Genomic DNA, 12,620 nt, shown 5'->3' on the forward strand with positions numbered 1-12,620 from the left:
CGCATCATGGACCTACGCCACCACGCATGGGCGCTGCTCGCCGCGTTGACGCTCGTCGCGCCAGCGCGGGCGGGCGAGAACGCTGGCCTGCGCTGCACCGGGCAGGCCGCGCAGCCGGGCAGCTTGCAACTGCAGCTCGGGAAATCCACGCTGATGCGCATGCCGGAAGCGGTGCAGACACGCAGCGTCGGGAATCCCGCCGTGTTGCAGGCCATGCTGGTGGCGCCGGATACGCTGTACGTGGTCGGCGTCGACATCGGCAGCAGTAATATGATTGTGCAAGGCCGCAGCGGCTTGTGCAACGTGGTGGAGGTGGTGGTCGGCATCGATCCCGCAGGCCTGCAGCAATCGCTGGCCGCACTGATGCCGGAGCAGAAAAACATCCAGGTCAGCGCGGCGGGCGACACGCTGGTCATCAGCGGCACCGTCGATGATGCGCCCACCGCAGCGCGCGTGCTGGAGCTGGCCGCCGCCTTTGTGCGCCGTCCCGCGCAGCCGCTGGAGGCCTCCGGCAAGGCCGGCGCCAACGCCAGTATTGGCGCAGCCGCAGGCAGCGCGTTGCCGGCCACGCAGGCCGCACAGGCTAGCGCGCGCATCGTCAACTTCCTCAACATCGCCGCGCCGCAGCAGGTCATGCTGGAAGTGAAAATCGCCGAAGTCTCCAAGTCCCTGTTGGACCAGTTGGAGGCCGGCGTCACCGTCAACTTTGGTGGTGGCAGCTGGGCCAGCACGCTATCGTCCAACTTCGTCAGCGGCACGTTGAAAAGCCTGCTCAGTATCGGCAATCGCGGCAGGCTGGCCGCCAGCAAACAAGATGGCCTGGTGCGCATCCTCGCTGAACCGACCGTGATGGCGATCAGCGGACAGGAAGGCAGCTTCCTCGCGGGTGGCCGCATCTTCGTGCCGGTCGGGCAGGACAACAACAAGGTCACGCTGGAAGAGAAAGAATTCGGCGTTGGCCTGCGCTTTACACCGACCGTGCTGGCAGGCGGCCGCATCAACCTGCGCGTGGCGCCGGAAGTGTCGGAGATTTCGCGTGAAGGTATCGGCATTTCGGCGCAAGGCTTCAGTGGCGCCTCGGTGCTGCCGCTGATTACCACGCGCCGTGCCTCAACCACCGTGGAGTTGTTCGACGGCCAAAGCTTTGCCATCGGCGGGCTGATTAAAAACAGCCAGAACACCAGCATCAACGGCCTGCCCATCCTCGGCGAACTGCCGGTGCTGGGGGCACTGTTCCGCAGCACCGACTTCCAGCAGGACCGCACCGAGCTGCTGTTCGTCGTCACACCGCACCTGGTGCAGCCGCTACCCGCCAACTACAAACTGCCGACCGACAGCGTCACCACACCAAGCCGCGCCAAGCTATTCCTCGGCGGCCGCCTGGAAGGTGCACCGGAAACCAAGGAGTAATCATGCGTTACCTACCGATCCTGCTGGCGGGCGTGCTGTCCGCTTGCGCCAGTACCACACCGCAGTGGGATGCCCGCTTCGGCATCGATACGCGCATGGCGCTGGCGCAGCAGGTGCTGCAACCGGCCGCCGGTCGCAACACCGATCCCGTGATGGGGATGGACGGCCGCAGCGCGCGCGCCGCCTACGAGCGCTATCAGAAGGCTGGTAGCGAGCAGCCGCAAACCATGATGAATAACGGTGCCAAATGAAAGCGCTCATGATCAGCAAGGACAGCCTGCTGCACGCGGAGATCGCGGCACAGGGATCGGCGCGTATGCCGGCGGTGCAGCTGGTGGCGTCGCGCAACGGGCTGCGTGATGCAGTTGAACGCCAGCTGCCAGAAACACCGGAGCTGGTGGTGCTGGACGCCAGCGACATCGCCGTTGAAGAAGGTGAATTGGTGGACCGCCTGGGCAAGCAGTATCCCACCGCCTCCTTCATGCTGCTGACGCGCGACCCGCAGCAGGATTTGCTGATCCGCGCCATGCGCGCCGGCATGCGCGAGGTGCTGCCGCTACCGCTGGTGCACCGCGCCTTCCATGAAGCGATGGACCGCATCGAAGTGGCGGCAGGGATCAGCCCTGTTCGCGAGGGCAAGGTGTTGGCCTTCATCTCCTGCAAGGGCGGCAGCGGTGCGACTTTTTTGTCGACGAACTTTGGCTACGCGCTAGCCGCGCTGGCGGACCGCAAAGTGCTGCTGATCGATCTGCACGGCCAGTTCGGCGACGCCACGCTGTATGTCTCCGACCAGAAGCCGGCCATGACGCTATCCGACATCTGCGCGCAGATCAGCCGCATGGATGGCGCTTTCCTCGATTCTTGCCTGGTGCACGTGGCATCCAACTTCGGCGTGCTGGCAGCAGCCGATGATCCCAATCGCAAGGTGGACATGAAAGCGGAGCATATGGACACCATTCTGCGCGTGGCGCGCCAGCATTACGACTTTGTGGTGCTGGACGTAGGCCGCCAGATCGACGCCATCTCGCTGCGTGCGCTCGACCAGGCCGACACCATCTACCCGGTGCTGCAACTGGCGCTGCCCGATATCCGTGACGGCCGCCGCCTGCTGGATATCTTTCGCTCACTCGGTTATCCGAATGAGCGCACGCGCCTGATCGTCAACCGCTATGAGAAGGGCGGCAAGCTGCGCCTGATGGATCTTGAACAGGCGCTGGGCGCGGACGTGGTGCACACGGTGCCCAACGATTACCTGTCGGCGACCGACTCGGTCAACCAAGGCATACCGGTGCTGCAGCTGTCGCGCAGCAGTGCGGTGGCGCGCAGCCTCGCCGAACTGGTGGAACTGGTGGCGGCGCGCCGCGTCACGGAAAGCAAAGGACTATTCGACCGCATCTTCGGCCGCAATGAGGGAGGATGATATGAGCTTACGCGAACGCCTGTCGCTGGCAGATGATGGCCGCAGTACCAACGGGCCGCCCGGTCTTGCTGCCGCAGCCTACCAGGACCTCAAGAAGAGCATGCACCAGATTATATTGGACCGCATCGATCTTGAACGCCTGAAGCGCCTCACGCCCGAGCAGTTCAAGCATGAGCTGGCGCTGCTGGTCCAGCGCATCATCGAGGAAGAGCGCATTGTGCTGAACCAGCATGAGCGCCATAACCTGGTGCTCGACATCCAGCACGAGATGCTGGGCTTCGGACCGCTGGAGCCATTGCTGGCCGATCCTGGCGTGTCGGATATTCTGGTGAACACCGCCTCCAAAGTGTATGTGGAACGCGCCGGCCGGCTGGAGCTGACCGAGACTACCTTCAACGATAACGCGCACCTGATGAAGATCATCGAGAAGATCGTCTCGCGCGTGGGCCGGCGCGTGGATGAATCCAGTCCGATGGTGGATGCGCGGCTGCCGGATGGCTCGCGCGTCAACGCCATCATTCCGCCGCTGGCGATTGATGGGCCGATCTTGTCGATACGGCGCTTTGCCGTCAATCCGCTTAGCATGGAAAACCTGCTCGACTACCGCAGCTTGACACCGCCGATGGTGCAGGTGCTGCAGGCGCTGGGACAGGCCAAGATCAACATCCTGATCTCCGGCGGCACAGGTTCCGGCAAGACCACCATGCTGAACGTGCTATCCGGCTTTATCCCGGCGCATGAGCGCATCGTCACCATCGAAGATGCGGCCGAATTGGCGTTGCGCCAGCCGCATGTGGTGCGTTTGGAAACGCGGCCTCCGAATATCGAAGGCAAGGGCGAAGTGAACCAGCGCTCGCTGGTGCGCAACGCGCTGCGCATGCGGCCGGACCGCATCATCCTCGGCGAGGTGCGCGGGCCGGAAGCACTGGACATGCTGCAGGCGATGAACACCGGCCACGAAGGATCGCTCGCTACCATCCACTCCAACACGCCGCGCGACGCTTTGTCGCGGCTGGAGAACATGGTCGGCATGGCTGGCGTGAACCTGACGCCGCGCGCCACGCGCCAGCAGATCTGCTCCGCCGTCACAGTGGTGATGCAGGTCTCGCGCCTGACCGACGGCACGCGCAAGCTGGTCAGCCTGCAGGAAGTCACCGGCATGGAAGGGGAGGTGATTGCGATGCACGAGATCTTCCGCTTCGAGCAGAAAAGCGTGGATGCGCAAGGGGCGGTTCAGGGCCGTTTCTATGCCACTGGCGTGCGTCCGCGCTTTGCCGACCGCCTGCGCATGTTCGGCGTGCCGGTGCCGGATACGGTGTTCGACCCCGATAAAATCTACGAGTGACGCAGCATGGACGCCATCTTTTCCGCCTTTGCGGTGCTGCTGTTTGCGGCCGTGATCCTGATGGTCGAAGGTGCATGGCTGTGGTGGTCCGGTGCGCATGGTGGTGCGGCGCGGCGCATTGCCAACCGCCTGCGCCTGATGGCCGCCAGCGCCAACGGTGGCAGCGAGCGTATCGACATTCTCAAGCGACGTGTGTACAGCTGCAGTCCCGCGCTGGAAAAGCAGCTGCGGCGCATCGCGCAGGTTGCAGCACTCGACCGCTGGCTGCTGCAGGCCGGGGTGCGCTGGTCGGTGGCGCAGTTCCTCGGCTGCTGGCTGGCGGCGGCGATGGCGGGCCTGTTGCTGCCGCAAATGCTGTACCTGTCGTTCGTACCTGCGGCGGCTGCACTGGTGTTGGCGGCTTGTGCGCCGTGGCTAGTGCTGATGCGTACCCGCGGCGCGCGCCTGCGTAAGCTGGAGGAGCAGTTGCCGGAGGCCGCCGACTTTCTTGGCCGCGCGCTGCGTGCCGGCCATTCCTTCGCCAATGTGATGCAGATGGTGGGCGATGAGATGCCGGAGCCGATTGCCGGCGAATTCAAATTCGCCTACGAGGAAATCAACTATGGCGTGCCGATGAACGAAGCCTTGTATAGCCTGGCGCTGCGCGTGCCACTCACCGATTTGCGTTATCTGGTGATTGCGGTACTGATCCAGCGCGAATCGGGCGGCAACCTGGCCGAGGTGTTCAGCAATATCAGCCGCCTGATACGCGCGCGTTTAAAGCTGCTGGCGCAAGTGCGGGTGATGTCGGCCGAGGGGCGCATGTCGGCATGGGTGCTAGGCCTGCTGCCCTTGGGCGTATTGGCGTTGATGTCGCTGACTAATCCGGCCTATATCAGCGTGTTGTGGACGGATCCCATCGGCGTGCGGCTGATGTGGTATGCCGTGATTGTGGCGCTGTGCGGCGTGCTGTGGATGCGCAAGCTGATACGCATCCGCATTTGACGGGAGGATGGCATGAATGGATCGCAGATTGCGTTTTTGGCGGTGGTGTTTTTGGTTGCCGCCGGCATGGCGGTGATGGCGGCGCTGGTATTTTCGCCGATGGCGCTGCGCGAACGCCTGAACGAGGTGGTAGATCCTGGCGAAGCAGCACCTGATCCGGCGGCGGACGGCGGCTGGGTGGAGAAAGTGGCGCAGGTGGCACAGCCGTTTTCGCGTTTATCCTTGCCGGAGGAGGGGTGGGAGCGTTCGCCGCTACGCACGCGCTTCATGAACGCTGGCTGGCGCAGCGCGTCGGCGCCGCCGCTGTACTTCGCCGCCAAGACGCTACTGGCACTGGGCTTGCCCGCCATCGTCGCGCTGTGCGGCGCGTTTGCGCTGAATGCACCGCAGAAGGGTTTTATGTACTTGCTGTTGCTGGTGGCCGCCATTGGTTACTACTTGCCGAATGCGGTGCTGTCGCATAAAGCCGCCAATCGCTGCCGCGAAATATTCGAGACCTTCCCCGATGCACTGGATCTGCTGACGGTGTGTGTGGAGGCGGGCCTGAGTCTTGAGCGGGCGCTGGCCAAGGTGGCCGGTGAGATTCACATCAAGAGCGTGGCATTGGCGCAGGAGCTGCAACTGGCGCTGATGGAGATGCGCGCCGGCTTCACCAAGGAGCGCGCCTTGCGCAACCTGGCTTTGCGCAGCGGCGTGGAGGATGTCGATACGCTGGTGGCGATGCTGATCCAGTCGGAACGCTTCGGCACCAGAATGGGCGATTCCTTGCGCATCCACTCCGACAACCTGCGCGGCAAGCGCAGCGTGATGGCGGAGGAAGCCGCTGCCAAGATCGCGCTCAAGCTGCTGTTCCCGCTGATCTTCTGCATTTTTCCGACGCTGATGCTGGTGCTGGTTGGTCCTGCCGGCATTCAGCTGTATCGCATGATGCAGCTTTCGCACTAGGAGGTGATGATGATGAAGCCACTCGCTGCAACCTGCCTGTTGCTGGCCGCATGTGGCAGCGTGCAAATCAAAGCACCGCCAGCCGCCGATGAGATCACGCCACTGGAGCAGGCCTGCCTGCACGATCCGCTCGATCCCGCCAAGTGGGAGCAGCTGGCAGCGGCGCTGGCGGTGGCCGGTGAGCGCGAGCGCGCGGCGGCCATGTATTTACAAGCGGCGTCGCTACGCACGCACGATGTGCGTGAGGATTACGCCACGCTCAAGATAGCACTGGACGACGGCAAACCGCGCACGCAGGTACGCCATGTCGCATCGGGATTGGTGGAGGTGACGCGTACACACGGCGCAGCCAGGGAAGTGGCGGCGCAAATCGTGCGACTGGAAATCAGCAATGGTAACGGCGTCACCGGCGCGGCCGCGCGGCTGGCGCGTTCACTGGATGTGGATGGCGTGAAGACAGTGCGGCTATCGAATGTGCGGCCATTCGTGGTGCCGAAAAGCCGCATCGAATATCGGCACGAGCAGCAAGAGATGGCGCAGGCACTGGGGCGCCGTCTCGGCCTGCCGCTGCAAGCGGCGCGCGGCGCCACCGCCTATGCTGACTTGCGCATCGTGCTTGGTCACGATGTGCGCTACCTCAAATAAAAAAACGTCCGGAAGGAGTGGCCTCCTTCTGGACGTCAAAAACACACCCATGTGTTTACCGTGGCCGGCCCCGCAGGCCGGCGCATTCCTTACTGCCAGCTGATGCTGCCCATGCCGCGTGCGCTGGCGTTGACGGTCATGCTGCCAACGCCGCCGAGGCGCACATCGATATTGCGATACTGCGCGTCGACCTTGACGGAGCCTGCGCCGTCCAAAGCCAGGCGCAGATTGTCACCGTTAAATCCGTTCATTTCGGTGGCGCCCACGCCGCTCGAGGTCAATTGCTGCAGGTTCGGCAGCGTCAGCTCGGCGCGCAGTTCGCGTTTGTTCCCGAAATTAAAAGAGCTCATTTTCTGGGTGCCGATGTGCAGCGTTTCGCCGCTTTGTTCGACCACCACTTTCTTGAGTGCGTCCGCTTCGCCGTAGATGGTGAGCGTCGCAGTCGGGCCTTGCTTTACCTTCAGGCTGATGACGCCATCGAGTTCGATCTTCACGGCGCGCGCATCGACGCTGCGATTTTCGCTGGTCACATCGGCGGCCAGCGCGGCGTGTGCGCCGCTGCCCAGTACCGCCGCCAGCATCGCAGCCTTCATCAATTTTTTCATCATGCGCTCCGTGGATATCGTGTGAATTACAGGGCTGCTTTTTCAGCAGCGGTCAGACGTTTTGCGGTGACCGTCACGGTCGGCATTGCGCTGGCTTCTGCTTTCACTGCGGCGATTACTGGTACCACTGGCTCGCTGACGGCAGCGGTGGCGAAGGTGGTGGCGCTAGCGATGACAGCTGCTGCGACGAAGATGGCTTCCATGTTTTTTGCGATGTTCATTTTGAGCTCCTTGTGGGTGGTTAGTTCGTTTAGTGCGTTGCGTTGAGTGAACTATAGACAAGGGCTATCCGTCCATCCACCGGGATGTGACGAACTGCAAAAAACGAGGGGCAGAATGCGATTTACGGGTTTAAAGCTGCGCCGCACAGCAGCTGGTCGCTGCTGGCGTAGACCTGCGACAGCCAGGCCGAGACGGTTTTGAAGCGGGCGATTGAACCGGCGTCGCGATGACTGAGCAGCCAGATATCACGCAGCACTTCGACGCTGTCGCCGATGCGCAGCAAGCCTTCCTGCTCACCCATGATGCAGGGCAGGAGCGCCATGCCGACGCCAGCGCGGCAGGCGCGCACCATCGTGCTCAGGCTGTTCACCTTGAGCACTTTGCGTGGTTGCGGTTCCAGTGCGGACAGCCATTGCATTTCGGCGGTGCCGCTGAGCGTGTCGTCGTAGGCGATCCACGGCTGCGCGCCCCAGCAGCCGCGCGGCGTATCGGCGAATTTGGCGTGGCCGTAGACGGCGAAACCGAGGTCGCCTAACTTGCGCATCACCAGCGCCGCGTCTTCGCTTGGCTTGCCGAGGCGCAGCGCAAAGTCGGCTTCGCGGCGGGTGAAGGACAAGTTCTGGTTTTCTGCCTGCAGCGTCAGTTGCAGGTGCGGGTGCTGGTCCAGCAGGGCTGGCACGTGGTCCAGCAGCCAGTAGTCGAACAGGAAATCGATGGAGGTAATGTTAACCGGACCGGCCGTGGTATCGGCCTCCTGCGAGGACGCTTGCAGCATGCTCTGCACATTGCCGTAGACCGCCTCGCCATGCTCGACGAAGACCTGGCCGGCGTCGGTCAGCTGGTAGCCGGTGTTATCGCGGATGAACAGGCGCAGTTTCAGCGCTTTCTCGGCGGCGGCAATGCGGCGGCTGATGGTGGAGGCATCCACCCCCAATTGGCGGCCAGTGGCGCTCATGCTGCCGCTACGGGCCAGCGCGAGGATCAGCGGGATGTCATTCCAGTCAAAGTCGTTGCTTGTTGCCATGTTTTGGGGGCTGCGTTTTTGCAAAGTGGCCTTGCAAAGTTGTCTGTTCCGCAAATGTTTGGGGAGGTCTAAGATTCATTCCATCGCAGCTACGGAACGAAACAACTGTAGCACAGCACTGATTATCCATACATCGACTAAAAGGAAGGATATTATGAACACCACCTCGATCATCACCACCCGCGACGGCGTACAGATCTACTACAAAGACTGGGGCCCACGTGACGGCCAACCTGTCATCCTGAGCCACGGCTGGCCGTTGAGTTCCGACAGCTGGGAATCGGCTGCGTTCTTCCTGGCGAATAACGGCTTCCGCGTCATCACCCACGACCGCCGCGGCCACGGCCGTTCGAGCCAGCCTTGGGACGGCAACGACATGGACCACTACGCCGACGACCTGGCGCAGCTGATCGAAGCGCTGGACCTGAACAACATCATCCTGGCCGGCTTCTCCACCGGTGGCGGCGAAGTCGCGCGCTACGTGGGCCGTTACGGCACCAAGCGCATCGCCAAGCTGGGCCTGATCTCGGCAGTCCCACCACTGATGCTGAAGACCGACACCAACCCGGACGGCCTGCCGCTCGAAGTGTTCGACGGTATCCGCGCCAGCCAGATCAAGGATCGCGGCCAGCTGTACCTCGACATCGCATCGGGCCCGTTCTATAACTACAACCGTCCTGGCGCGAAACCGTCGCAAGGCATCATCCAGGCGTGGTACGCACAAGGCATGCAAGGCGGTTTTAAAAACACCTACGACTCGATCAAGGCCTTCTCGGAAACCGACTTCCGCGACGACCTGAAAAAGTTCGACAAGCCGACCCTCGTCATCCACGGTGAAGATGACCAGATCGTGCCGATCAACGCCGCCGGCATCGCCTCGGCCAAGATGGTCAAAGGCGCCCAGCTGATTACCTACCCTGGCGCACCGCACGGCCTGACCGACACCCACAAAGACCAGTTCCACGCCGACTTTCTGGCCTTCGCCAAATCCTGATCGGTTGACCGGGCCTGGCAGACAGCGCAGAATGGGTTCACCATCCTGCGCTGTGTCCTCATGAAAAAAAGCCTGCTCTTATTGGCAATATTGTGCACCGCGCTGTGCGGCGCGGTGCGGGCGCAAGTCATCCCGGTCTACACCAGCGCGCAGGTGGCACCGCTGGTCCTGCCCGACGGCGGCGGCATTTATCCCGATATGGTGGCGTACCTGAACCGGCAGCAGCTGGGCTTGACCTTTAAGCTGGTCTACCTGCCGCGCAAGCGCTTGCAGCTGAAAGTGGAGAGCGGCCAGCTGGACGGCATCGTCATCGGCATGATGCCGCACTGGTTTGACGATGTGGCGCAGAAAAAATACTTCTGGACTGCGCCGTTTGCGGTCGACCGCTACATGGTGGTGCTGCCGGCCGGCAGCAGCTACACGCCGGGCGCTACCGGCATGCTCACCGGCCGCACGCTGGGCATGGTGCTGGGCTACAGTTATCCAGACCTGGAGGAATGGATGCACCAGCAAGGCGTGCTGCGCACCGACGCTCTCAGCGACGAGCACAACCTGGAGAAGCTGCGGCTGGGCCGGCTCGACAGCGTGGCCATCGCCGAATCTGTCTTGCGCTATTACCGCAGGAAGCATCCGGCCGACCACTTCCTGATCTATCCGCTGCCGTCGCGCCAGACGGAGCGGCGCTTCCTCGTTCCACACAAGCTGGGCACTGTCTACGACAAAATCGCGCCGGTGTTGCGCAAAGCAAAAGACGACCCCGAATGGCAGCGCGCCATGTTGCACTATGAATAGGCCGCGTTATACTCGGCGTATTCTTGGGATTGCAAATGAAGCACTGGTTTAGCCTGTCACTGTTACTTTTAGTTGGCGCGAATGCGCATGCCGCCGAGCCGTGCAAGCCGGTGCGCTTCGGCTATTCCGATCGCGAACGGGTGCCCTACTACATGGGCAACGGCAACGAAATCCCGGAGAAGCCGGGCGTGCTGGTGGATTTATTCCGTAACGCGTTTCGCAGCGTGGACTGTCCGCTGATACTGGTGCGCTTGCCGGTGGCGCGTGTGCGGATAGCGCTGATGAACGGCGCCATTGATGTCGCCCCGGCCGATCCGCCCGACGCCAGCCATGCCGGCTATGTGGTGGCGACCACTGCCAACGGCGATGCCGATCACAAGCGCGCTTTGCGCACCAATTCCTATGTTTTCGTACGCATGGCCGACAAGCTGGCGCCGGATACCGATCCGATGGCGTATTTCAAAACCCGCAGCCTGGCCGCCAACCAGGGCACCTCGCTGGCGGCGCAGCTAAAGGCGGCTGGCTTGCAGGTCGACGACGGCAGCTTCAGCTCATGGAACAACTTCGACAAGTTGCGTCTGAAGCGCGTGGACGGCTTCACGCTGGCGCTGTTGACGCCGACCGCGCTGGACGCCTACCTCAACGCGCGCTATGGCCAGCAGCTGATGCGGCTTGATAAGCCGGTGCGGACGTCGTATATGTGGCTGGGCGCGAATCGTACTTACTACGACCAGCATCGCGCCCAGGTGGAAGCCGTGTGGAATTGGCTGGGCGCGCATGGCGCCCGCGATATCGAGGCGCTAAGCCGCAACTACGCGCTGACGCCGTAGCGTCCTACGCCAGGCGGGCGCGGAAGAACTCGATGGTACGCTGCCATGCCAGCTTGGCGGCAGCGGCATCGTAGCGCGGTGTGGTGTCGTTATTGAAGCCGTGCTCGACGCCGGGGTAGACGTGGTATTGATAATTCACGCCAGCGTCCTTCAAGGCTTTTTCGTAGGCCGGCCAGCCGGCGCGGATGCGCTCGTCGTTGCCGGCATCGTGGATCAGCAGATGGGCCTTGATGCGGGCGGCGTCCTCGGCCTTCGGCTGGGCGCCGTAGAACGGCACGGCGGCGCGCAAGTCCGGCAGCTGCGTCGCCAGATAGTTGGCGATGCCGCCGCCGTAGCAGAAGCCGACCACGCCCAGCTTGCCGTTACCCTCCGGCTGTTGCTGCAACCAGCGCGCGGCGGCGATGAAATCGGGGCGGGTCTTGGCTTGGTCCAGCTTGCCGAACAGGGCGCGGGCCTTGTCCTCATCGCCGGGATAGCCACCCAGCGTGAACAGCGCATCGGGTGCGAAGGCGATGAAGCCGTCCAGTGCAATGCGGCGCGCGACGTCTTCGATGTGCGGATTCAGGCCGCGGTTTTCGTGCATCACCAGCACCAGTGGCAGCTTGCCCTTGGCGTCCTTCGGCGACACCAGATAGCCGCGCACCGTGCCATTGCCTTCGGGCGAAGGGATCTCGACGAAGCGCGCATTGAGGCGCTGGTCGTCCGGCGTCACCAGCGGCGCGGCAAAGCTTGGACTGAGCGCAGTGAGCAGGCCCGCTGCCGTGGTGCCGCCCACTGCATAGCGCGTAGCCGACGACAGGAAATCGCGCCGGCTGAGACCGCCGTGGACGTATTGGTCGAACAGCTTGAGGACTTCTGGATCAAAATCGGCAGCGGTCTTGCGGGTCATGTCGGGGCTCCGTGGAGATGGAATGAAGCGCCAAGTGTAGCCCAGGCGCCGTTCGACACGGGTGGAATATTTCTACACATTCAAGCGTAGTTTTAGCTGGATGAAAAAAGCCCAGCCGGTGAGGGCTGGGCTTTTCGATTTGGTGCCGACTGCCGGAATCTCGGCGCGTTAGAAATCAACGATCTGGCGCAATTTATTGGTAAATTTTACCAACTCAACAATTCTGGCCGTCGAATTCGTCGTCGAAATATGTTGATAAAATTCAGTCTTAAGTTACTTTTGGAAATAGAAAAAGATGTCTTAAAATCTAGCACATTGTAAGGTTGCTCCGTCTGAGTGTTCGTTGCTCGCGGAATTGATAATCATCTAGCCGTCCTCCCTTCGGCCGAGCCGAGGAATAAAGTCACGGTACGAATCCGAACTTTATCGAGGAGGACGTCATGTTATTTTGTGGCATTGATCTTCATTCCAACAACTGTGTTGTGATCGTTTCCGACGAGGCCGACAAAGTGTTG

General features: G+C 62.3%; 14 protein-coding genes. 10 read left to right on the top strand and 4 right to left on the bottom strand.

Annotated features, from left to right (window positions below):
* The first annotated feature begins 6 nt into the window (after window positions 1-6).
* The 7 genes from GTP46_RS10525 to GTP46_RS10555 are packed head-to-tail and all read left to right on the top strand — an operon-like array spanning window position 7 to window position 6,749.
* The gene (locus GTP46_RS10525) at window positions 7-1,410 is read left to right on the top strand and encodes a type II and III secretion system protein family protein (RefSeq protein ID WP_161006568.1); all 1,404 of its coding nucleotides are present in this window, start codon (window positions 7-9) and stop codon (window positions 1,408-1,410) included.
* A 2-nt stretch (window positions 1,411-1,412) separates the two neighbouring features.
* Window positions 1,413-1,661, top strand: coding sequence for a hypothetical protein (locus GTP46_RS10530; protein WP_161006569.1), 249 nt, complete (start codon window positions 1,413-1,415; stop codon window positions 1,659-1,661).
* On the top strand, window positions 1,658-2,830 hold the full coding sequence (locus tag GTP46_RS10535; protein ID WP_161006570.1) for a CpaE/TadZ family protein: 1,173 nt from the start codon (window positions 1,658-1,660) through the stop codon (window positions 2,828-2,830). Before GTP46_RS10530 ends, GTP46_RS10535 begins: the two co-directional genes overlap by 4 nt.
* Before the next feature lies 1 nt (window position 2,831).
* Window positions 2,832-4,175, top strand: coding sequence for a TadA family conjugal transfer-associated ATPase (locus tag GTP46_RS10540; RefSeq protein WP_161006571.1), 1,344 nt, complete (start codon window positions 2,832-2,834; stop codon window positions 4,173-4,175).
* Between the two features lie 6 nt (window positions 4,176-4,181).
* Window positions 4,182-5,159, top strand: a complete 978-nt coding sequence (locus tag GTP46_RS10545; protein ID WP_161006572.1) for a type II secretion system F family protein — start codon at window positions 4,182-4,184, stop codon at window positions 5,157-5,159.
* 12 nt (window positions 5,160-5,171) lie between these two features.
* Entirely contained in the window at window positions 5,172-6,104 is a 933-nt protein-coding gene (locus GTP46_RS10550; protein ID WP_161006573.1) for a type II secretion system F family protein, read from the top strand.
* Between the two features lie 9 nt (window positions 6,105-6,113).
* Complete coding sequence (locus tag GTP46_RS10555) at window positions 6,114-6,749, top strand: LytR C-terminal domain-containing protein (RefSeq protein ID WP_161006574.1); 636 nt, start codon at window positions 6,114-6,116, stop codon at window positions 6,747-6,749.
* A gap of 89 nt (window positions 6,750-6,838) precedes the next feature.
* Here the strand turns inward: GTP46_RS10555 and GTP46_RS10560 are convergent, their stop codons facing one another.
* The 3 genes from GTP46_RS10560 to GTP46_RS10570 form a co-directional block, all read right to left on the bottom strand.
* Window positions 6,839-7,357 (bottom strand): GIN domain-containing protein, encoded by a 519-nt coding sequence (locus GTP46_RS10560; RefSeq protein WP_229258886.1) that lies wholly within the window; start codon window positions 7,355-7,357, stop codon window positions 6,839-6,841.
* A 23-nt stretch (window positions 7,358-7,380) separates the two neighbouring features.
* A complete protein-coding gene (locus GTP46_RS10565; RefSeq protein WP_161006575.1) occupies window positions 7,381-7,575 on the bottom strand; it encodes a hypothetical protein in 195 nt (64 codons plus the stop codon).
* 122 nt (window positions 7,576-7,697) lie between these two features.
* Window positions 7,698-8,600: a LysR family transcriptional regulator gene (locus GTP46_RS10570; protein ID WP_161006576.1), complete on the bottom strand. Its 903-nt coding sequence runs from the start codon at window positions 8,598-8,600 to the stop codon at window positions 7,698-7,700.
* A 154-nt stretch (window positions 8,601-8,754) separates the two neighbouring features.
* Between GTP46_RS10570 and GTP46_RS10575 the strand changes: the two genes are divergently transcribed.
* From GTP46_RS10575 to GTP46_RS10585, 3 genes are read left to right on the top strand one after another with little or no spacing between them, the layout of a single operon-like run.
* Window positions 8,755-9,594 (top strand): alpha/beta fold hydrolase, encoded by an 840-nt coding sequence (locus GTP46_RS10575; protein ID WP_229258887.1) that lies wholly within the window; start codon window positions 8,755-8,757, stop codon window positions 9,592-9,594.
* 60 nt (window positions 9,595-9,654) lie between these two features.
* Window positions 9,655-10,386: a substrate-binding periplasmic protein gene (locus GTP46_RS10580; RefSeq protein ID WP_161006578.1), complete on the top strand. Its 732-nt coding sequence runs from the start codon at window positions 9,655-9,657 to the stop codon at window positions 10,384-10,386.
* Between the two features lie 35 nt (window positions 10,387-10,421).
* Window positions 10,422-11,216 carry a transporter substrate-binding domain-containing protein gene (locus GTP46_RS10585; RefSeq protein WP_161006579.1) on the top strand — a complete coding sequence of 265 codons (795 nt, stop codon included), beginning with the start codon at window positions 10,422-10,424 and terminating at the stop codon, window positions 11,214-11,216.
* Window positions 11,217-11,220: 4 nt separating this feature from the next.
* Here GTP46_RS10585 and GTP46_RS10590 read toward each other — a convergent pair whose 3' ends face one another.
* A complete protein-coding gene (locus tag GTP46_RS10590) occupies window positions 11,221-12,105 on the bottom strand; it encodes a dienelactone hydrolase family protein (protein ID WP_161006580.1) in 885 nt (294 codons plus the stop codon).
* Window positions 12,106-12,620: the final 515 nt, after the last annotated feature.

It is taken from the genome of Duganella flavida, from assembly GCF_009857445.1.
Classification (GTDB): domain Bacteria; phylum Pseudomonadota; class Gammaproteobacteria; order Burkholderiales; family Burkholderiaceae_D; genus Rugamonas; species Rugamonas flavida.

What these genes read in the sequence shown, in the direction of transcription:
- GTP46_RS10570 (WP_161006576.1), bottom strand. Translation starts at nt 8,600, where the DNA reads ATGGCAACAAGCAACGACTTTGACTGGAATGACATCCCGCTGATCCTC.
- GTP46_RS10550 (WP_161006573.1), top strand. Translation starts at nt 5,172, where the DNA reads ATGAATGGATCGCAGATTGCGTTTTTGGCGGTGGTGTTTTTGGTTGCC.
- GTP46_RS10555 (WP_161006574.1), top strand. Translation starts at nt 6,114, where the DNA reads ATGATGAAGCCACTCGCTGCAACCTGCCTGTTGCTGGCCGCATGTGGC.
- GTP46_RS10560 (WP_229258886.1), bottom strand. Translation starts at nt 7,357, where the DNA reads ATGATGAAAAAATTGATGAAGGCTGCGATGCTGGCGGCGGTACTGGGC.
- GTP46_RS10545 (WP_161006572.1), top strand. Translation starts at nt 4,182, where the DNA reads ATGGACGCCATCTTTTCCGCCTTTGCGGTGCTGCTGTTTGCGGCCGTG.
- GTP46_RS10535 (WP_161006570.1), top strand. Translation starts at nt 1,658, where the DNA reads ATGAAAGCGCTCATGATCAGCAAGGACAGCCTGCTGCACGCGGAGATC.
- GTP46_RS10580 (WP_161006578.1), top strand. Translation starts at nt 9,655, where the DNA reads ATGAAAAAAAGCCTGCTCTTATTGGCAATATTGTGCACCGCGCTGTGC.
- GTP46_RS10565 (WP_161006575.1), bottom strand. Translation starts at nt 7,575, where the DNA reads ATGAACATCGCAAAAAACATGGAAGCCATCTTCGTCGCAGCAGCTGTC.
- GTP46_RS10575 (WP_229258887.1), top strand. Translation starts at nt 8,755, where the DNA reads ATGAACACCACCTCGATCATCACCACCCGCGACGGCGTACAGATCTAC.
- GTP46_RS10530 (WP_161006569.1), top strand. Translation starts at nt 1,413, where the DNA reads ATGCGTTACCTACCGATCCTGCTGGCGGGCGTGCTGTCCGCTTGCGCC.
- GTP46_RS10525 (WP_161006568.1), top strand. Translation starts at nt 7, where the DNA reads ATGGACCTACGCCACCACGCATGGGCGCTGCTCGCCGCGTTGACGCTC.
- GTP46_RS10590 (WP_161006580.1), bottom strand. Translation starts at nt 12,105, where the DNA reads ATGACCCGCAAGACCGCTGCCGATTTTGATCCAGAAGTCCTCAAGCTG.
- GTP46_RS10585 (WP_161006579.1), top strand. Translation starts at nt 10,422, where the DNA reads ATGAAGCACTGGTTTAGCCTGTCACTGTTACTTTTAGTTGGCGCGAAT.
- GTP46_RS10540 (WP_161006571.1), top strand. Translation starts at nt 2,832, where the DNA reads ATGAGCTTACGCGAACGCCTGTCGCTGGCAGATGATGGCCGCAGTACC.